General features: G+C 70.1%; 14 protein-coding genes. 2 read left to right on the top strand and 12 right to left on the bottom strand.

All coding sequences use genetic code 11. The features are described 5' to 3' along the window. Nucleotides 1–289: 289 nt before the first annotated feature. Entirely contained in the window at nucleotides 290–823 is a 534-nt protein-coding gene (locus ACFVYF_RS36775) for an alkyl hydroperoxide reductase (protein WP_389462400.1), read from the bottom strand. A 6-nt stretch (nucleotides 824–829) separates the two neighbouring features. Further along, a complete protein-coding gene (locus tag ACFVYF_RS36770; RefSeq protein ID WP_389462399.1) occupies nucleotides 830–1,384 on the bottom strand; it encodes a peroxiredoxin in 555 nt (184 codons plus the stop codon). A gap of 194 nt (nucleotides 1,385–1,578) precedes the next feature. On the opposite strand from ACFVYF_RS36770, the gene ACFVYF_RS36765 reads away from it, so the two are divergent. Next, nucleotides 1,579–2,529 (top strand): LysR substrate-binding domain-containing protein, encoded by a 951-nt coding sequence (locus ACFVYF_RS36765; RefSeq protein ID WP_389462404.1) that lies wholly within the window; start codon nucleotides 1,579–1,581, stop codon nucleotides 2,527–2,529. A gap of 102 nt (nucleotides 2,530–2,631) precedes the next feature. On the opposite strand, the gene ACFVYF_RS36760 is transcribed toward ACFVYF_RS36765, so the two are convergent. The 5 genes from ACFVYF_RS36760 to ACFVYF_RS36740 form a co-directional block, all read right to left on the bottom strand. Then, a complete protein-coding gene (locus ACFVYF_RS36760) occupies nucleotides 2,632–4,932 on the bottom strand; it encodes an ABC transporter permease (protein ID WP_389462403.1) in 2,301 nt (766 codons plus the stop codon). Nucleotides 4,933–5,015: 83 nt separating this feature from the next. Then, nucleotides 5,016–5,705, bottom strand: a complete 690-nt coding sequence (locus ACFVYF_RS36755) for an ABC transporter ATP-binding protein (protein ID WP_389462398.1) — start codon at nucleotides 5,703–5,705, stop codon at nucleotides 5,016–5,018. Then, a complete protein-coding gene (locus ACFVYF_RS36750) occupies nucleotides 5,702–6,226 on the bottom strand; it encodes a PadR family transcriptional regulator (protein WP_383278883.1) in 525 nt (174 codons plus the stop codon). Before ACFVYF_RS36750 ends, ACFVYF_RS36755 begins: the two co-directional genes overlap by 4 nt. Before the next feature lie 215 nt (nucleotides 6,227–6,441). Further along, entirely contained in the window at nucleotides 6,442–6,702 is a 261-nt protein-coding gene (locus ACFVYF_RS36745) for a hypothetical protein (protein ID WP_389462397.1), read from the bottom strand. After that, a complete protein-coding gene (locus ACFVYF_RS36740) occupies nucleotides 6,699–7,670 on the bottom strand; it encodes an SPFH domain-containing protein (RefSeq protein ID WP_389462396.1) in 972 nt (323 codons plus the stop codon). Before ACFVYF_RS36740 ends, ACFVYF_RS36745 begins: the two co-directional genes overlap by 4 nt. A gap of 268 nt (nucleotides 7,671–7,938) precedes the next feature. On the opposite strand from ACFVYF_RS36740, the gene ACFVYF_RS36735 reads away from it, so the two are divergent. Continuing rightward, nucleotides 7,939–10,239 carry a transglycosylase domain-containing protein gene (locus ACFVYF_RS36735; protein WP_389462395.1) on the top strand — a complete coding sequence of 767 codons (2,301 nt, stop codon included), beginning with the start codon at nucleotides 7,939–7,941 and terminating at the stop codon, nucleotides 10,237–10,239. 106 nt (nucleotides 10,240–10,345) lie between these two features. Here ACFVYF_RS36735 and ACFVYF_RS36730 read toward each other — a convergent pair whose 3' ends face one another. From ACFVYF_RS36730 to ACFVYF_RS36710, 5 genes are all read right to left on the bottom strand, one after another. Next, nucleotides 10,346–11,809 carry a catalase gene (locus ACFVYF_RS36730; RefSeq protein ID WP_389462394.1) on the bottom strand — a complete coding sequence of 488 codons (1,464 nt, stop codon included), beginning with the start codon at nucleotides 11,807–11,809 and terminating at the stop codon, nucleotides 10,346–10,348. A 172-nt stretch (nucleotides 11,810–11,981) separates the two neighbouring features. After that, entirely contained in the window at nucleotides 11,982–14,144 is a 2,163-nt protein-coding gene (locus ACFVYF_RS36725; protein WP_389462393.1) for a SpoIIE family protein phosphatase, read from the bottom strand. 355 nt (nucleotides 14,145–14,499) lie between these two features. After that, the gene (locus ACFVYF_RS36720; RefSeq protein ID WP_389462392.1) at nucleotides 14,500–15,192 is read right to left on the bottom strand and encodes a DUF402 domain-containing protein; all 693 of its coding nucleotides are present in this window, start codon (nucleotides 15,190–15,192) and stop codon (nucleotides 14,500–14,502) included. A 73-nt stretch (nucleotides 15,193–15,265) separates the two neighbouring features. After that, entirely contained in the window at nucleotides 15,266–16,651 is a 1,386-nt protein-coding gene (locus tag ACFVYF_RS36715) for a class II fumarate hydratase (protein ID WP_389462391.1), read from the bottom strand. Nucleotides 16,652–17,117: 466 nt separating this feature from the next. Further along, entirely contained in the window at nucleotides 17,118–18,785 is a 1,668-nt protein-coding gene (locus tag ACFVYF_RS36710; RefSeq protein ID WP_389462390.1) for a fumarate hydratase, read from the bottom strand. Between the last annotated feature and the right edge of the window lie 187 nt (nucleotides 18,786–18,972).

Raw genomic sequence — 18,972 nt, 5'->3', positions numbered from 1 at the left:
GCCCCAGGACGGGACCGTCTCCGCCGGCCTAGACGGTCCCGTCCTGGGGCTCCGCCCCAGACCCGCTCCTCAATCGCCGGAGAGCTGAATTCTTCCCGTGCGGTCTGCGAAGCCCGCGCCCCGCGGGGAAAGTTTTCAGCCCGTCCGGCGATTGAGGACGAGCGCGTCAGCGCGATACGGGGGTCTGGGGGCGGAGTCCCCAGATACGGGACGGGCAGGGGCGGGGGCGAGAACGGCTGAGGCCCCGCCCACCACGCAGGTGGACGGGGCCTCGCGGCCGAGAGAGGAACTACTCGGCGAAGACGGCCTCGGCGTCAAGCGTCGTACCGACCGCCTGAATCACCGCAGCGATCTTGAACGCTTCCTGGATGGTCTCCCGGTCGACCCCGGCCTTGCGGAGCACCTGCTCGTGGGAGTCGAGGCACTGCCCGCACCCGTTGATGGCGGACACCGCGAGCGACCACAGCTCGAAGTCGACCTTCTCGACACCGGGATTGCCGATGACGTTCATCCGCAGACCGGCGCGCAGCGTCCCGTACTCCGGGTCGGAGAGCAGATGCCGCGTGCGGTAGAAGACGTTGTTCATCGCCATGACGGCCGCGGCCGATTTGGCGGCCGTGTACGCCTCGGGCGACAGCTTCGCCTCGGCCTCCGGCGCCAGCTCCCGCAGCACGCGAGGGGAACGGGACGCGATCGCGCAGGCGAGCACCGTGCCCCACAGCTGCTGAGGCGGCAGCTCGGAGTTGCCGATCACCGAACCCAGGTTCAGGCGCAGGTCCTTGGCGTAGTCCGGGATGGCGGACTTCAGTTCATCGAGGGCCATGGAGGGTCACTCACCCGCCAGAAGCGCCACCGGGTCGAGGGTGTTCTCGCCCTTGGTCCAGTTGCACGGGCAGAGCTCGTCCGTCTGCAGGGCGTCCAGGACCCGCAGGACCTCCTTGGGGTTACGGCCGACGGAGCCGGCGGTCACCATGGAGAACTGGATCTCGTTGTTCTGGTCGACGATGAACACGGCGCGCTTGGCGAAGCCGTCCTCGCCCTCGATGCCGAGGTCGCGCATGAGCTCGCGCTTCGAGTCGGCCATCATCGGGAAGGGCAGGTCACGCAGGTCGTCGTGGTCCTTGCGCCAGGCGTGGTGGACGAACTCGGAGTCACCGGAGAAGCCGAGCACCTGGGCGTCACGGTCGGCGAACTCGTCGTTCAGCTTGCCGAAGGCGGCGATCTCGGTCGGGCACACGAAGGTGAAGTCCTTGGGCCACGCGAAAACGACCTTCCACTGACCCTCGTAGGTCTTGTGGTTGATCTGCTGGAACTCCTCGCCCTTCTCCAGCGAGACGCAGGCGGTCAGGTCGAACTCGGGGAACTTGTCACCGACAGTGAGCACGGGCTCTCCTTGCAGCGAGGAAACATCCCTTTTGAGGATGTTTCCCATGGGTTGGACGAAGTCGATGTTGGCACAGGCTGCATTGATTAGGGAAATAGCTACACTCGGTCGTGTTGATCGGACACGGCTATCAGTGACTATGAGTAAGAGGTGCGGCCATGGCGAGCCCCGTGGGCAAGGCGAGTTCTCACCCCATGGGCAAGGCGAACTCCCGGGCGAACGGGCGCCGGCAGCCCAGCCTCGCCCAGCTGCGCGCCTTCGCCGCCGTGGCCGAGCATCTGCACTTCCGGGACGCGGCGGCCGCGATCGGCATGAGCCAGCCCGCCCTGTCGGGTGCGGTGTCCGCGCTGGAGGAGACGCTCGGCGTGACCCTGCTGGAGCGTACGACCCGCAAGGTGCTGCTCTCGCCCGCGGGTGAGCGTCTCGCCGTACGCACGAAGGCGGTACTGGCCGAGGTCGGGGCGCTGTTGGAGGAGGCGGCGGCGGTCCGGGCGCCGTTCACAGGGGTGTTGCGGCTCGGGGTGATCCCCACGGTGGCGCCGTATCTGCTGCCGACGGTCCTCAAGCTGGTGCACGACCGCTACCCCGACCTCGACCTCCAGGTCCACGAGGAGCAGACGGCGAGTCTGCTGGAGGGGCTCGCGGTCGGGCGGCTCGACCTGCTGCTGCTCGCCGTGCCGCTCGGTGTGCCCGGAGTTGCCGAACTCCCGTTGTTCGACGAGGACTTCGTGCTGGTGACCCCGCTGGACCACTGGCTGGGCGGACGGGAGGGCATCCCGCGCGAAGCCCTGCGCGAGCTCCATCTGCTGCTGCTCGACGAAGGGCACTGTCTGCGGGACCAGGCGCTGGACATCTGCCGGGAGGCCGGTCGCGCGGACGCCCCCGTCACCACCACCGCCGCCGGGCTGTCCACCCTCGTCCAGCTCGTGGCGGGCGGTCTCGGGGTGACCCTGCTGCCGCGTACCGCCGTCAAGGTCGAGACGACCCGCAGCAATCAGCTCCTCACCGGCTACTTCGCGGACCCGGCGCCGACGCGACGGATCGCGCTGGCCATGCGGACGGGCGCCGCCCGGGGTGCCGAATACGAGGAACTGGCCGCAGCGCTCCGGGAAGCGCTGCGGCCCCTGCCGGTGCGGGTGCTCTGACCCGCACCGGCCCCCTCCGCCCCTCGGTCCGTCAGGCCGGGTGCTCTGCCCCGAACCGGCCCCTCGGCCCCTCGCCCCCCGGCCCGTCGGTGCTACTCCGTGCTACTCCGTGCGCAGCCCGTCCGGCCGCATCAGCCGCAGCAGCGGCGGCAGGCTCAGCAGCGTCACGAGGAGGACCACTCCCGCGCCGATGCCGGTCATCGTCAGGACGCTCGCCCAGTCCACGGTCACCGAGGTGGCCGTCATCTTCAGCAGGACCGTGCCCAGCGTCAGGCCCACCGCGGAGGCGAGCACCAGACCGAGCGCGATCGGAATCGCCGTCTGCCACAGCACCGAGAGGCTCAGGGTGCGGCGCCGGGTACCGAAGGCGACCAGGGCCGACAGCAGCTTCTTGCGCTCGCGCAACTGCTCCAGCTGGGAGACCAGCAGGCTCGCGCCGATCAGTACGAGGACACAGGCCGCGCCGACGAACAGGCCGGTGCGGATGGAGCCGAAGCGCCGGGACTGCTCGCTCGCCGTCCAGGTCATCGGATCCGCCATCGGGTCGAGCTTCGCCGCGGTGTTGCGTACGTGGTCCCGGACGTCCGGCACCGACTGGTCGAGGCGGAGGAAGATCTGGCCGGTGACGGTCGGCGCCGCCTTCGCGGGCAGCGCACCCGGGGTGATCAGGATGCCGCCGCGCTTGTAACCCGTCGGGTCCTCGCGCGACTCGGCCTTCCTGACGCCCTGCGGAAACGTCCAGGCGACCTCCCGGCCCTTGACGGAGCCGTCGTAGGACGGGTCGAACCAGAGCGTCCGGCCGGCCTTGCTCAGCGCCGTGGTGTTCCCGTCGTACTCGGAATGCCGTACGGCGAAGACGTCGCCGTCGTGGCACGTGGGCAGCGTCGCCACCTCGCGCAGCGAGTCGCAGTCGCCGACGGTCACGTCCGCCGAGAGGTCGGGGTCCTTGCGCTTCTCGCCCAGCGAGCCCCACGACAGGGACGTCGCGTGCCGTACGCCCTTGGTCTGCGTGAACTGCCGGGCCGCGTCGTCGAGCGGGACGTCGCTCGGGACGGTGACCTGCATCTGCGCCCGCGAGAGGTCGTTCTGCGAGTCCTTGGTGTAGTCGCCCTCGACACCGGCGAACAGCATCTGCAGGGCGATCGCGCCGGCCACCGCAACGGCGATGCCGTTGACCATCCGGGCTGCCGTGCCGCTGCTCAACTGGAGCCTGCGGACGGCCAGTTGCCAGGTGACCGAGCCGGAGTTCAGCCGGGCGACGACCGACTCGACGACCCAGGGCAGCAGCGCCGTGACGCCGACCAGCAGCAGGATGACACCGCCGCTCACCAGGTACTGGTTGAAGTCCCCGTTGTCCCGTCCCTGCCCGATCATCGGGAAGAGCATCGCAAGGCCGCCCACCGGCAGCAGCAGCCGCCACCACAGCCGCCGCCGCGGCGGCTTGGCCGTGCGCACGACACCGAGGGGCTCGATGACCACGCCGCGCAGCGCGAACAGCGTCACCGCGACGGCGGCCGCCGGGACGGCGAGCGCGATCAGCGCGGCCAGCGCGGGCGTGGGATTGAGGTCGCTCGGGAACACGCTGATCTCGAAGAGCGTGATCTGGCCCGCGAGCTGACGTCCGATCAGGAAGAACCCGGCGCCGAAGACCAGTCCGACCACCGCCCCCGCGAGGGCCTCACCGGCGGCGATCCGGCGGGTCATCCGCCCGTCCGCGCCGACCAGCCGCAGCGCCGCGAGCCTGCGGTCGCGCCGCTCGCCGCCGAACCGTACGGCCGCGGCGATGAAGACACCGACCGGCATCAGCAGCACCACGAAGACGATCAGGACGAGCAGGAGCAGGACCGGGTCCATCGCCTCGGACTGGTTCTTGGACCCGAACGAGTCGATCCGCTCGATCCGGCCCATCGACCTGCTGGTCGCGCTCAGGTCCTTGCTGCCGGCGAAGTAGGCCAGCTCGTGCGGGCCGATCAGTCCCGCGTCGCCGACCGTCCCGGTGATCCGGTACGGCAGCCGCTCGCGCAGCAGCTTGCCCTCGTCGGACTTCAGCAGCCGTGCGAGGTCGGGCGAGACGACCATCTCACCGGGCCCGGGGAACTTCGTCAGGCCGGGCGGCAGCGGCGCCCGCGCCCCCTCGGGCTGGACCAGCCGCCCGCGCACGTCCAGCGCGCGGAAGGTGGTGTCGGCGCGGCCGATGAGCAGGGTGCGGTCCGACTTCTTCTTGACCGCCGAGCTGTACGTCATGTCGTTGCGGGCGCTCTCCCGGTCGTGCCGGGAGGCCAGCGCACTCGGTATGGCGGTCGTCAGCAGCAGCAGCGCCACGCCGAGCCCGACCCCGACGGCCGTGAGCAGGACACGGACCCAGCTCTCCCGGCCGCCGGTGACCGCGAACTTGGCGCCCATGGCCAGGTCGCGGATCCACCGGGGTCCGGTGGGGGAGAGGTGCGGCGCCTCGGGCAGGCCGCCGGTGGACGACGGGCCGGCACTCATACGATCCGCTCCATGTCACGGGACTTGCCGTCGCGTACGACGATCTCGCGGTCGGAGTACGCGGCGACCCGCGCCTCGTGCGTGACCAGTACGACGGCCGCGTTGGTCGAGCGGGCCGCCTCCGTGAGCAGTTCCATCACACGCTCGCCGTTCAGCGAGTCCAGCGCGCCGGTGGGCTCGTCCGCGAACAGCACCCGCGGGTTGGTCACCAGCGAGCGGGCCACGGCCACGCGCTGGCCCTGGCCGCCGGAGACCTCGCCGGGCCGCTTGCCCTTCAGGTCGTCGACCTCAAGGCGCTCCATCCAGGACAGGGCGGCCCGCTCGGCCTGCTTGCGGCCCGCGCCGTTCAGCCGCAGCGGCAGCGCGACGTTCTCGACGCAGGTCAGCTCCGGGACGAGCTGCCCGAACTGGAACACGAACCCGAACTCGCTGCGCCGCAGCGCACTGCGCTGGGCGTCGCTCATGCCGGCCATCTCCCGGCCGTTGTACGTGATCGAGCCCGAGTCGGGCGGCACGATGCCGGCGAGGCAGTGCAGCAGCGTGGACTTGCCGGAGCCGGAGGGACCCATCACGGCCACGACCTCGCCCGGATGGATGGAGAACTCGGCGCCGTCCAGGGCGGTGGTCGGACCGTAGGTCTTGCGGAGCTCCGACGCCGCGAGCAGGGAGCCAGGTGGAGGAGTCATCGGGTTACCGCCTCGGCGAGCTTGTCGAGGCGGGCCGCGGTGAGTTCGAGCCACCGCAGGTCGGCCTCCAGATGGAAGAGGGCGTGGTCGCAGATCAGCTGATCGGCCAGATCGCCCTTGCGCTTGCGGTCGGTCAGGATGCGCATCATGCGCAGGTGTTCCGAGCGCTGCGTGTCGAGGATCTCCGCCGCGTCGCGATGCGTCAGCAGCGCCAGTACGACCTTGGTGTAGAGGGTCGACTGGAGGTACGGCTCCGGCGGTTCCGGTGTCGCCAGCCACCGCTGGACATCGGTGATGCCCGCCTCGGTGATCGCGTACCGCTTGCGTTCCGGGCCGCCGCCGGCCTCTATGCCGTCGACCTCCACGAGGCCGTTCTTCAGCAGGCGCGACATCGTCGAGTAGACCTGGCCGTAGTGCAGCGGCCGGTCGTGACCGAACTTCTCGTCGAAGGCCCGCTTCAGGTCGTAGCCGTGGCGGGGCCCGGACTCCAGGAGCCCTAGGAGGGTGTGACCGATGGACATGCGGAGCACTCTACACACGGCGTATACACCACATGTATACGCACTGCGCATAGCCTGCAGCGGCGCGTGGCGCTCCGCAGGTCAGGCCCGATTGTCACGGTTCTGTCACCGGCCTTCGCTCGCCTCCGCCGCCCCTGCCCATCCCGTACCTGGGCTCCGCCCCAGACCCCGCTCCTCAAACGCCGGAGGGGCTGAATCCTGCCCCCACGGCGGCGCTAACCCTCCGGTCCGGACACCGGCGGTCGCCCCCGCCGGGGAATCGGCCCGGCCTCGCCGGGAAGGCGACCCGCGTCGGACAGTGCCCGCCGCAGGAGGAACTCGATCTGCGCGTTGGTGGAACGCAACTCGTCCCCGGCCCAGCGGGCCAGCGCGTCATGGACGAGGGGATCCAGCCGCAGCAGCACCTGCTTGCGCTGCTGCTGCGGCCGCCGCTTGGGCGCCCCCTCCGCGGGGGTCCCGTCAGAAGGAGCCGTCACTGGTAGAGCGACCCGGTGTTCAGGACCGGCTGCGCCGCGCGGTCCCCGCAGAGCACCACCATCAGGTTGGAGACCATCGCCGCCTTCCGCTCGGAGTCCAGCTCGACGATGTCCCGCTCGCTGATCCGGGCGATCGCCGCCTCGACCATCCCGACCGCCCCGTCCACGATCTGCCGCCGTGCCGCCACGACCGCGCCGGCCTGCTGGCGCTGGAGCATCGCGGAGGCGATCTCGGGAGCGTAGGCGAGATGCGTGAAGCGTGACTCGATGATCTGCACCCCGGCGGCCTTCACGCGCGCGTGCAGCTCGACGGCGAGCTTCTCGGTGACCTCCTCGGCGTTGCCGCGCAGCGAGAGACCGGCCTCGTCGTGGGCGTCGTACGGGTACTCGATGGCGATGTGCCGTACGGCCGCCTCGGTCTGGGTGGCGACGAACTTCAGGAAGTTGTCCACCTCGAAGCTGGCCTGCGCGGTGTCCTGCACCTTCCACACCACGACCGCGGCGAGCTCGATCGGGTTGCCGTAGGCGTCGTTGACCTTGAGGACGGCGGTCTCGTGGTTGCGTACCCGCGTCGAGATCTTGGTCCTCGACGTCAGCGGGTTCACCCAGCGCAGCCCGTCCTGCCGGATCGTCCCGCGGTACCGCCCGAAGAGCTGGACGACCCGGGCCTCACCCGGTGCCACCGTGTTCAGGCCGCACATCGCGAAGAAGGCGGCGATGCCGAGCACGATGCCGCCGACGATCAGCGCGGCCTGGCCGCCGGTCGCGTGAACGGACGTCGTCGCGGTCGCGATCATGCCGACCCCGACCGCCAGCCCGAGCAGTCCGAGCAGCAGGGCGAGTCCGCCGCCGATGCTGTGCGCGGCGAACTCCCGTACGCGCGGGGCGGGCATCTCGGGCACGTCGGCGGGCTCGGAACCTTGCGAGGTGTCGTGTGACGTGGCTGGTGATGTGCCATCTGTGGACATGGAGGGTCCCCCGTTCTGTTTCGGTGCACGCGACGGCGACTCGGCACAGCCGCTAGCACCCATCTAGCTAAGTGATATCACTTTAGCGCATACGGCAACCTTCCGCGCCCCTCGGTCGTCGGTTCCGTTGGGGCCGGTGCGCGGCGCGTGCTGATTCTCACGTCCGGAAAAGCCCGGATCGGCGGCCCTTTGTCATATCGCGCGGTGTTAGTTTGCTGAGCTGACCTGAGCGACGAACCTATGAGACGCACGAGGACGGATCGGACCCATGGGACGAGCGGAAGAGAGACGAGCGCGGCAGCGCGGTGGCCGTCGCGCGGCGCCCAAGCGCTCGTCCGGAACCAAGCCGCGCCGCACTGGCATACGCCGGTTCGTCAACCTGAAGACGATCCTCGGCACGTTCCTGGGCGCCTGCCTCCTCGGTATGGGCGCCTTCGTCGTGCTGTATCTGGTGGTCGACGTCCCCAAGGGCAACGCCGCCGCGCAGCTGCAGAGCAACATCTACCAGTACAGCGACGGCAAGACCCTGGCCCGTACGGGCAAGGTCAACCGTGAGGTCGTGGACCTGTCCAAGGTGCCCAAGGAGGTCCAGCAGACCTTCGTCGCGGCCGAGAACAAGTCCTTCTACAGCGACTCCGGCGTCGACCTCAAGGGCACGGCCCGCGGCCTGATCAACACCCTGTCCGGCAAGGGCAAGCAGGGTGGCTCGACGATCACCCAGCAGTACGTCAAGAACTACTACCTGACCCAGGACCAGACCGTCACGCGCAAGCTGAAGGAACTGGTCATCTCGCTGAAGGTGGACCGCCAGCAGTCGAAGGAAGACATCCTCGCGGGCTACATCAACACCAGCTACTACGGCCGCAACGCGTACGGCATCCAGGCCGCGGCGCAGGCGTACTACGGGATCGACGCGAGCGAGCTCAATGTCAGGCAGGGCGCGTATCTCGCCTCGCTGCTCCAGGCCCCGAGCCAGTACGACTGGGCGGCGGCCACGCCGACCGGCCGGAAGCTGGTGAAGGCCCGCTGGAACTACACCCTCGACAACATGGTCGAGCAGAAGTGGCTGGACGCCGGCAAGCGCGAGGGCATGACGTTCCCGATACCCAAGGACCCCAAGGGCGCGCCCGGCATGGAGGGCCAGACCGGCTATCTGGTGGAGGCAGCCGACAACGCGCTGGCCGCGCGGCTCGTCGACCAGGGGACCGCCGACGATCTGGACACCGCCAAGGCCATGGTCACGGCGGGCGGCTGGACCATCAAGCTCAACGTCGACAAGAAGAAGCAGGAGCAGCTGGAGCAGTCCGTCAAGGAGAAGCTGACCAGCAAGCTCGACGCGAAGAAGCGCCAGGTCGACGGCGATGTCGAGGCCGGTGCCGCGTCCGTCGATCCCAAGACCGGCAAGGTCCTGGCGATGTACGGCGGTGTGGACTACTTCAAGCACTACGTGAACAACGCCACCCGTCGCGACTACCAGCCCGCGTCCACCTTCAAGCCGCTGATCTTCGCGGCCGCCCTGGACCAGAACGCCGAGACGCAGACCGGCAAGCCGATCACGGCGAGCACGGTCTACGACGGCACGAGCAGGCGTCCCGTCCTGGACAACGGCAACAAGGTCGGGTTCGCACCGCCGAACGAGGACGACCAGAACTACGGCAACGTGAACGTCCAGACCGCGATGAACAAGTCCATCAACTCCGTCTTCGCGCAGATGGGCGTCGACGTCGGCATGGACGAGGTCCTGAAGGTCGCGGGCGACCTCGGCATGCAGACCAAGGGGCTGCAGGCGGTGCCCGCGCAGACCCTGGGCACCATGGGCGCGAGCCCGCTGGAGATGGCCGGCGTCTACGCGACCCTCGACAACCACGGCAAGAAGGTCACCCCGGCCCTGGTGAAGTCGGCCGAGCACAAGGACACCAGCGTCACGTTCCCGAACCCGATCGGGGACCAGGTCATCAGCCGGCAGGCGGCCGACACGGTCACCTCCGTGCTGACCGGTGTGGTCGACGACGGCACCGCCCGCGTCTCGGTGGCGCAGGCCCCCAACCGCAAGGGGCAGCAGGTCGCGGGCAAGACGGGTACGTCCGACAACAACAAGTCGGCCTGGTTCACCGGTTACACGCCGAACCTGGTCACCTCGGTCGGTCTGTTCGGTGAGGTCCCCAAGGACCGCAAGGACTCCGCCGGCAAGGTGGTCAAGCAGGGCAAGCAGGTGTCCCTGAAGGGCGCGGCCGGCGGCGGCCGGGTCAACGGCGGTGGCTTCCCGGCCCAGATCTGGGCGGCGTTCACCTTCGACGCCATGGGCAAGGTCAGCAAGTTCGACCTGGACACCACGCAGGGCGCGGCGGTGACGCCGACCGACACGCCGACGATCACGCAGTCGCCGAGCGATACGCCGTCGTCGAGCCCGTCGACCAAGGACCCCACGTCCAAGCCGCCGACCAGCAGCAGCCCGCCGCCGACGAACTCGCCGTCGACCAAGCCGCCCACGTCGAGCCCGCCGGCCACCCCGACGACGAGTCCCTCCGACCGGCTCCCGCAGAACCCGCTGGACGGGAACGGTCAGTAAGCGAGCACGACGAGTCCGTCCGACCGGCCCGCAGAACGGGCACGGTCAGTAAGCGCGCACGAGGAGGGCGCCCGGTACTCCACCGGGCGCCCTCCTTGTCGCGTACTCAGCCTCCGTTGACGTTGCCGGCGATCCGGTCGCCGACTTCCTTGTCGATGTTGCGCCAGTACTGGACGGCCCGGTCGAGGACCGGGCGGGATACATCGGCCTTCAGATGGCCGCTGACGTTCGACACGAGACGGTCGCGGGCCGCGTCGTCGAGCACCTGGCGGACCATCGTGCCCGCCTGGCCCCAGTCGTCGTCCTCGCGGTGCCGCTTGGTGGCCTCACGGACCAGCTCGCCTGCGGTCGCCCAGCCCGCCGGGTCGCCGAACTGCCCGTAGTCGGCCGCGGGGCCGCCGTAGGAGTTGGGCGCGTAGGGCCGCGCCGCGTTCGACGGCACGAACCGCATCGGGCCGTCCTTGGCGTACGAGTTCACCGGCGAGTGCGGCCGGTTGGGCGGCAGCTGGGCGTAGTTCGGGCCGATCCGGTACCGGTGGGTGTCCGGGTACGAGAACAGCCGGCCCAGCAGCATCTTGTCCGGCGAGGGGCCGATGCCCGGCACCAGGTTGGACGGCTCGAAGGCGGCCTGCTCGATGTGGATGAAGTGGTCCTCGGGGTTCTTGTTGAGGGTCATCCGGCCGACGTCGATCAGCGGGTAGTCCCCGTGCGGCCAGACCTTGGTCAGGTCGAACGGGTTGAAGCGGTAGTCCGCCGCGTCCTCGAACGGCATGATCTGGACCTTGAGGCTCCAGCTCGGCGCGTTGCCCGCATCGATCGACTCGAACAGGTCCCGGCGGTGCTTGTCGGCGTCCGAACCGGCGAGCTCGTCGGCCTCCGCCTGGGTGAGGAACTCGATGCCCTGGTCGGTCTTGAAGTGGTACTTCACCCAGAACCGCTCACCGGCGCCGTTGATCCACATGTAGGTGTGGGAGCTGTAGCCGTTCATGTGGCGGTACGTCTTCGGGACTCCGCGGTCACCCATCAGCCAGGTCACCTGGTGGGCCGACTCCGGCGAGAGTGTCCAGAAGTCCCACTGCATGTCGTTGCTGCGCAGTCCGGTGACGGGGTGGCGCTTCTGCGAGCGGATGAAGTCCTGGAACTTGATCGTGTCACGGACGAAGAAGACCGGGGTGTTGTTACCCACCATGTCGTAATTGCCGTGCTCGGTATAGAACTTGAGCGCGAAGCCACGGGGGTCGCGCCAGGTGTCCGGGGAGCCCATCTCGCCCGCGACGGTCGAGAAGCGGGCCAGCATCTCGGTGCGCTTGCCGGGCTGGAAGAGGTCGGCCTTCGTGAACTGGCTGACGTCGTTGGTGACTTCGAAGAATCCGTACGCGCCACTGCCTTTGGCGTGCACCACGCGCTCGGGGACCCGCTCCCGGTTGAACTGGGCCATCTTCTCGATGAGGTAGTGGTCCTGGAGCAGGATCGGGCCGTCGGGCCCGACGGTCAGCGAGTGTTCGTCGCTTTCCACCGGAATGCCGACGTTGTTCGTGGTGTACGGAGCCTTCTGGGATTCCTGCGTCACGAGCGTCCTCCCGTCTGAGAAGGGGGTAGGTAGGTCGCTTCGCTCACTTCCGCAGTCAACTCCGCCGACGGGATGTCGGCAACATTTGGACGGGGTCCAAGTTCGGGGCGGTTCTGAGCGGAGGGGCCCGGGTCGTGGGGCCCGCGGAGGACCCCAGGAGCCGGGTGCCCCCTCAGCTCCGGTTCAGCTCGAACCAGACGACCTTTCCGGTGCTCAGCCGGGTCGCTCCCCACCGCCTGGCCAGTTTGTTCACCAGATACAGCCCGCGTCCGCCCTCGTCCGTGGCCCGCGCCTGCCGCAGCCGCGGCAGCTGCGGCACGTCGTCGCCCACCTCGCAGCGCAGCACGTCCGTGCGCAGCAGACGCAGGGTGACCGGCCGCGACGCATAGCGCACGGCATTGGTCACGACTTCGCTGACGAGCAGCTCCACCGAGTCGGTCATGTCCTCCAGGCCCCAGCGGGACAGCGCCCGCCGGGCCAGCCGCCGGGCCCGGCCGGGAGCCGAGTCCTCCGGCTCCAGGAACCAGTACGCCACGTCACTCGGGGCGATCCCGTCGAAGCGGGCGGCGAGCAGCGCGATGTCGTCGTCCCGGTCGCCGGGGCCCAGCATGTCGAGCACCTCGTCACAGAGCGCCTCGAGGGGCGGCGGATGGTCGGGACCGGTCAGCTGTGCGGTCGCGGCGAGGCGCTCCCGCAGCTGCTCTATCCCGGTCCACACGTCCCGCAGCCGGGACTCCACCAGCCCGTCCGTGTACAGCAGCAGCGTCGCCCCCGCGGGCGCGTCCAGCTCGACCGCCTCGAAATCCACCCCGCCCACGCCGATGGGGGCGCCCGGGGGCACCCGCAGCACCTCCGCCCGGCCGCCCAGGTGCAGCAGCACCGGCGGCGGGTGGCCGGCGTTGGCGATGGTGATCCGGTGCGCGACCGGGTCGTATACGGCGTACAGGCAGGTCGCCATGCGGTCGGTGCCCAGCCGCTGGGCCTGCTCGTCGAGGTGGTGCAGCACCTCCTGCGGCGGCAGATCGAGGCCAGCGAGGGTCTGCGCGGTGGTGCGCAGCTGGCCCATGATGGCCGCCGACGTCATGGAGTGCCCCATGACGTCACCCACCACCAGGGCGACCCGGCTGCCCGGCAGCGGGATCGCGTCGTACCAGTCGCCGCCCACCCGGGCCGTCTCGGCGGCCGGCAGATAGCGGGACGCCAGCCGCACGCCCGTGGGCCGCGGCAGCGTCTCGGGCAGCATCGTGCGCTGGAGCTCGTCGGCGATGTACGCCTCGCGGCCGTACAGCACCGCCTTGTCGATGCCGAGCGCGCTGTGCGTGGCGAGCTGGGCCGCGACCAGGAGATCGTCGGCCTCGAAGGCCATCCGCTCGGGCCGGCGCAGGAAGAGCGCCGCGCCGATCACCCGGCGGCGGCCGCGCAGCGGGGCCAGGATGGCGCGCTGGCCGCCCGGCACGATCGGTGCGTCGCCGAGCAGCTCGGGCAGCGCGGCCCGGGCGGCGGGCGCGTCCGCGAAGACGGGCCGTACACCGCGCAGCACCTCGGCCAGGGCGCCGCCGGGGCGCACCTCGCACAGTTCGGCGGTCACCGTCGACAGGTCGGTGGTCTCGGGCTGGAGCGCCGCGATGAAGCCGCCCTCGGAGTCCCGCTCCTCGGGGATCCGGTCGGTGCGCCGCAGCCGCAGCACGACGGGCCCGGTGGGCCGCTCGTCGCCGACCGGCAGAGGATCACGCAGATAGACGAGGATCGCGTCCGAGAAGGTCGGTACGGTCGCCCGGCACAGGCCCATCACGATCTCGTCGAGGTCGATGCCGCGGGCGATCCGGCGGGTCGCCGCACCCACGAAGCGCAGCCGGTCGCCGTCACGCCGCATGGGCATCGGGCCGGCCGGCGGAAGCCCCTGGCCCCCGCCGCGCCGGTCCTTGCCGCCGGCGATACCGGGCCGGTCCTGCTCGGCGGTCGGCTGGACCGGAATGCTCTCCGGCGGGCGCGGACGGTGCGGATCGGACTCGGCGGCGGACGGCTGGGAGTGCTCCGGGCCGGCGGGCGCAGGTGTGCCCGGGCCGGGGGAGGACGGGGTGGCCGCTCCGGACGGAGGTGTGCCGGTGCCCTGGCCGCCGGACGAGCTCTTGGGGCACGGCGAGGCCGTACTCGGCCCCGCGGGCGCGTCGCCCGTGCGGGCCTGGGCGGATAAGGGTGCGTTCCCCGGGGTCTGCAGGGGCTCCGGGGTACGCAGGAGCGCCCCGCGGGGGTCCGCGGGGGCAGGCGGCCGGCCGGCGCTGGGCCGCTGGCGCTCATGCGAGGTCGGGTGCTCCGTCACGCGTGTCGAATCCATCCGTCCGGGGCTGCGCGCCGTACGCGCAGTTCGTCCCGCAGAAATGCCGATACCCGGAATACGTGCCCCAGGAACGGAATCTCCGCGTCAACAGGAGCGGGCCGGCCCGGCGCCGCCCGCCGGGCGGTCTCCGCGTGCGGCACGGACACCGTCCGCGATGCGGCCGCGGCCGCCGGTGCGGACAGTCCGCCCGGCCGTCCGCAGGCCGTACCGGTGTAGCCCTCGTACCCCTCGCTCACGTCCTGCCGCCCCTCGGTGACGTATGGTCAAGCCCAGCGCATGCTGCGGGAGTTGCTGCTGTGCGCCCTTGCGGAGGACGATCCTACGTTTGTACCACGGGGGCGCATCAAGGGTCTCATGTGGACACGTGCGCGGGCGTACGGTCCCAGTCGTCCGGCAGAGAGGGTACGCCCCAGGCCGGGTCCGGGCGCCAGTGCGGCCAGCCGTCGGAGAACGGCGGGCCCCAGGCGCTGATCACCTCCACCGCGGAGCGTCCCGCTTCCCGCACCCGCCCGGCCAGTTGAGCATCCATCAGTCCGACCCGCTGGGCCTGCGCGAACTCGTCCTCGTCGAGCCAGCGCCAACTCCGGTCCGGCGCCACGGCGATGTCCAGAAAGTGGTCCCGGGAGTCGACACCGCCGGCCCAACGCGCCAGCGGTTCCTCCAGGTTCACGTACCAGTTCTTGAACCGCCAGCCCGGCTCCCAGAACAGCCACACCGACCACGCGTCGCCCGGCCGCGCCAACTTCAGTACCCCGGTGCCGAACCAGCGGTCGCGCCGCACCGTACGCGGCTTGGTGTAGCGCGACTCCAGCGGCTCGGAGTGCACCGGCGTGCCGTCGGCGAGCACCGGCCGCACACACTCCGTCCCGGGCGCCATCCACACCGCCAGCAACTCGTCGTCGTCCTGTACGACGGTCACCGGGCGGCAGATGTGGAAGCGCTCGCCGGCGTTCTCCCGGTACCTCCACAGGATGCGGCTCCCGGGGGCCCAGTGCGCCGTCGATCCGCCCGCTTCCACTCGCCTCACCGCTCCGTCGTCCGTCATGAACAGATATTAGGTGCCACAGGCATACGACGCTGCGGTACGCGTCACGGTTCGCGCCAGGAGACACATGACGTTACGGATGCGTCATCCGCAGGACATCCAGCGCCTCGTCCAGCTGCTCCCGGGTGAGGTCGCCGCGTTCCACGTACCCGGATTCCAGGACGACTTGGCGGATGGTCTTCTGCTCCGCCAGCGCCTTCTTGGCGACCTTGGCGGCCTCCTCGTACCCGATGTACTTGTTCAGCGGGGTGACGACGGACGGCGACGACTCGGCGTACTCGCGGGCCCGTTCGCGGTTGGCTGTGATGCCGTCCACGGTCCGGTCGGCCAGCAGCCGCGAGACATTGGCGAGCAGCCGCACGGACTCCAGCACGTTCTTGGCGATGACCGGGAGCATCACGTTGAGCTCGAAGTTCCCGGCGGCGCCGGCGGCGGCCACGGTCGCGTCATTGCCCGTCACCTGAGCCGCGACCATCAGTACAGCCTCGGGGATGACCGGATTCACCTTGCCGGGCATGATCGAGGACCCCGGCTGGAGGTCGGGCAGATTGATCTCGGCCAGTCCCGTCCGGGGCCCGGAGGCCATCCACCGCAGATCGTTCGCGATCTTCGTCAGCCCGACGGCGATGGTGCGCAGCTGCCCGCTGGTCTCGACGATCCCGTCCCGCGCGCTCTGTGCCTCGAAGTGGTCGCGGGCCTCGGTCAGCGGCAGCCCCGTCGTCCGGGCGACCTCCTCGATCACGGCGGCCGCGAATCCGACCGGCGTGTTGATGCCGGTCCCCACGGCCGTGCCCCCGAGCGGCAGCTCGGCCAGCCGCGGCAGCGAGGCGTTGAGCCGCTCGACCCCGTACCGCACCTGCGCCGCGTACCCGCCGAACTCCTGCCCCAGGGTCACCGGCGTCGCGTCCATCAGATGCGTCCGGCCCGACTTCACGACGTCGGCGAACTCCTCGGACTTGCGCTCCAGCGACGCCGACAGGTGCTCCAGGGCGGGGATCAGGTCACGGGTGACGGCGGCGGTGGCCGCGATGTGGATCGAGGACGGGAAGACGTCGTTGGAGGACTGGGAGGCGTTGACGTGGTCGTTGGGATGCACGTCCCGGCCCAGCCGCTCGGTCGCGAGGGTGGCGATGACCTCGTTCGTGTTCATGTTGGACGAGGTCCCGGAGCCGGTCTGGAAGACGTCGACGGGAAAGTGCTCGTCCCAGCGCCCGTCGGCCACCTCGGCCGCCGCGTCCTGGATGGCCTCGGCCACGTCCTTGTCGAGCACCCCCAACTCGGCGTTCACCTTGGCGGCGGCCGCCTTGATCCGGGCGAGGGCCTCGATGTGCGCGCGCTCCAGATGCTGGCCGGAGATCGGGAAGTTCTCCACGGCCCGCTGCGTCTGCGCCCGCCACTTGGCGTGCGCCGGGACGCGGATTTCTCCCATGGAGTCGTGCTCGGTGCGGTAGTCGGTCATGACCGGTACAGCGTGCGAGCGGCGGCCTATGTTCCCCGCCGGGTCCGATCGGGTGTCGCCCCCAGAACCCCGTTGTCGCGCCGACGCACTCGTCCTCAATCGCCGGACGGGCCAAGAATCAGCCCCTCCGGCGTTTGAGGACGTTGTCGCGCCGACGCACTCGTCCTCAAACGCCGGACGGGCTGACAATCAGCCCCTCCGGCGTTTGAGGAGCGGGGTCTGGGGCGGAGCCCCAGGTACGGGACGGGTAGGGGCGGAGGGGGCGAAACCAGCCCGCCGCAGGCGAACGCGGAAGCACGCCGGCCCAGGCACGCACGGGACGAGAGCCCCGCCGGCCCAGGCCCCGCCCGGGACGGGCGTTACGTCCGCACAGGCCCCCGCCCAGGACGGGCGCTACGCCCGCACAGGCCCCCGCCCGGGACGGGCGTTACGCCGGCCCCGGTCAAGGCGCCCCGCCCGAGAAGGGCTACGCCAGCCCCGGCCCCCGCACCGGAATCGACGTGAACGTCGGCGCAGGCGCCGGATCCTGGAAGAAGTCGTTGCCCTTGTCGTCGACGACGACGAACGCCGGGAAGTCCTCGACCTCGATCTTCCAGACCGCCTCCATGCCGAGCTCCTCGTACTCGACGACCTCGACCTTCTTGATGCAGTCCTGCGCGAGACGCGCCGCGGGACCACCGATGGAGCCGAGATAGAAACCGCCGTGCGTGCCACACGCGTCGGTGACCTGCTTGCTGCGGTTGCCCTTGGCCAGCATCACCTTGGAGCCGCCGGCGGCCTGGAACTGCTCGACGTAGGAGTCCATGCGGCCGGCCGTCGTCGGACCGAAGGAACCGGACGCGTAGCCCTCGGGCGTCTTCGCCGGGCCGGCGTAGTACACCGGGTGGTCCTTCAGGTACTGCGGCATCTCCTCACCCGCGTCGAGCCGCTCCTTGATCTTGGCGTGCGCGATGTCGCGCGCCACGACCAGCGGACCGGACAGCGAGAGCCGGGTCTTCACCGGGTACTTGGTGAGCTCGGCGAGGATGTCGTCCATCGGCTGGTTCAGGTCGATCCGGACGACGTCGCCCGCCTCGTCGAGGTGCTCGTCGGTCGTCTCCGGCAGGAACCGCGCCGGGTCCGTCTCCAGCTGCTCCAGGAACACGCCCTCGGCGGTGATCTTCGCGACGGCCTGCCGGTCGGCGGAGCAGGACACGGCGATGGCGACCGGGCAGGACGCCCCGTGCCGCGGCAGCCGCACGACGCGCACGTCGTGGCAGAAGTACTTGCCGCCGAACTGCGCCCCGATGCCGATCCGCTGGGTCAGCTCGAAGACCTTCTGCTCCAGCTCCTTGTCCCGGAAGCCGTGCCCGAGCTCGGAACCCTCGGCCGGGATCTCGTCCAGGTAGTGCGCGGAGGCGTACTTCGCCGTCTTCAGGGCGTACTCGGCGGACGTGCCGCCGACCACGATCGCCAGGTGGTACGGCGGGCAGGCGGCCGTACCGAGCGAGCGGATCTTCTCCTCCAGGAACTTCATCATGGAGGCCTCGTTGAGGACCGCCTTCGTCTCCTGGTAGAGGAACGACTTGTTGGCGGAGCCGCCGCCCTTGGCCATGAAGAGGAACTTGTAGGCGCCGCCGTCGGCCGCGTACAGCTCGATCTGCGCGGGCAGGTTCGAGCCGGTGTTCTTCTCCTCCCACATGGTGAGCGGAGCCATCTGCGAGTAGCGCAGGTTCAGGTTCAGGTACGCGTCGTAGATGCCGCGGCTGAGCGCGGCCTCGTCGCCGCCGTCGGTCAGCACGTTCTGTCCGCGCTTGCCCATGACGATCGCGGTGCCGGTGTCCTGGCACATGGGCAGGACGCCCGCGGCGGCGATGTTCGCGTTCTTCAGCAGGTCGAGCGCGACGAACTTGTCGTTGCTCGACGCCTCGGGGTCGTCGATGATGCGGCGCAGCTGAGCGAGGTGGGCGGGCCGCAGGTAGTGCTGGATGTCGTGGATCGCCTCTTCGGCGAGCTTGCGCAGCGCCTCCGGCTCGACCTTGAGGAACGTGCGCCCGTCGGCCTCGAAGGTGGAGACACCCTCGGGGGTCACCAGCCGGTAGGGGGTGGTGTCCTCTCCCTGAGGGAGCAGATCGGTGTACGCGAACTCAGGCATCTCGCCCATTCCTCACTGAAGGTCCTTTTGGGAGGCTCGGTTCGCCTCCGGGGCGCGCCGGAGGCCGGGTCTCCGTCGGCGGCGTCCACCAGCGTAGAACCTGATGGCCGCGGCGGGCTTGTGAGGTAAGGCTCAGTTCGAGAGCCGAACGCACTGCGGGTCCGGTCGGCGGCCGGGTTTTCCACAG

The sequence above is a fragment of the Streptomyces sp. NPDC058274 genome, assembly GCF_042881375.1.
In the GTDB taxonomy this organism is placed as follows: domain Bacteria; phylum Actinomycetota; class Actinomycetes; order Streptomycetales; family Streptomycetaceae; genus Streptomyces.
This window is presented reverse-complemented; position numbering and strand designations above follow the sequence as displayed.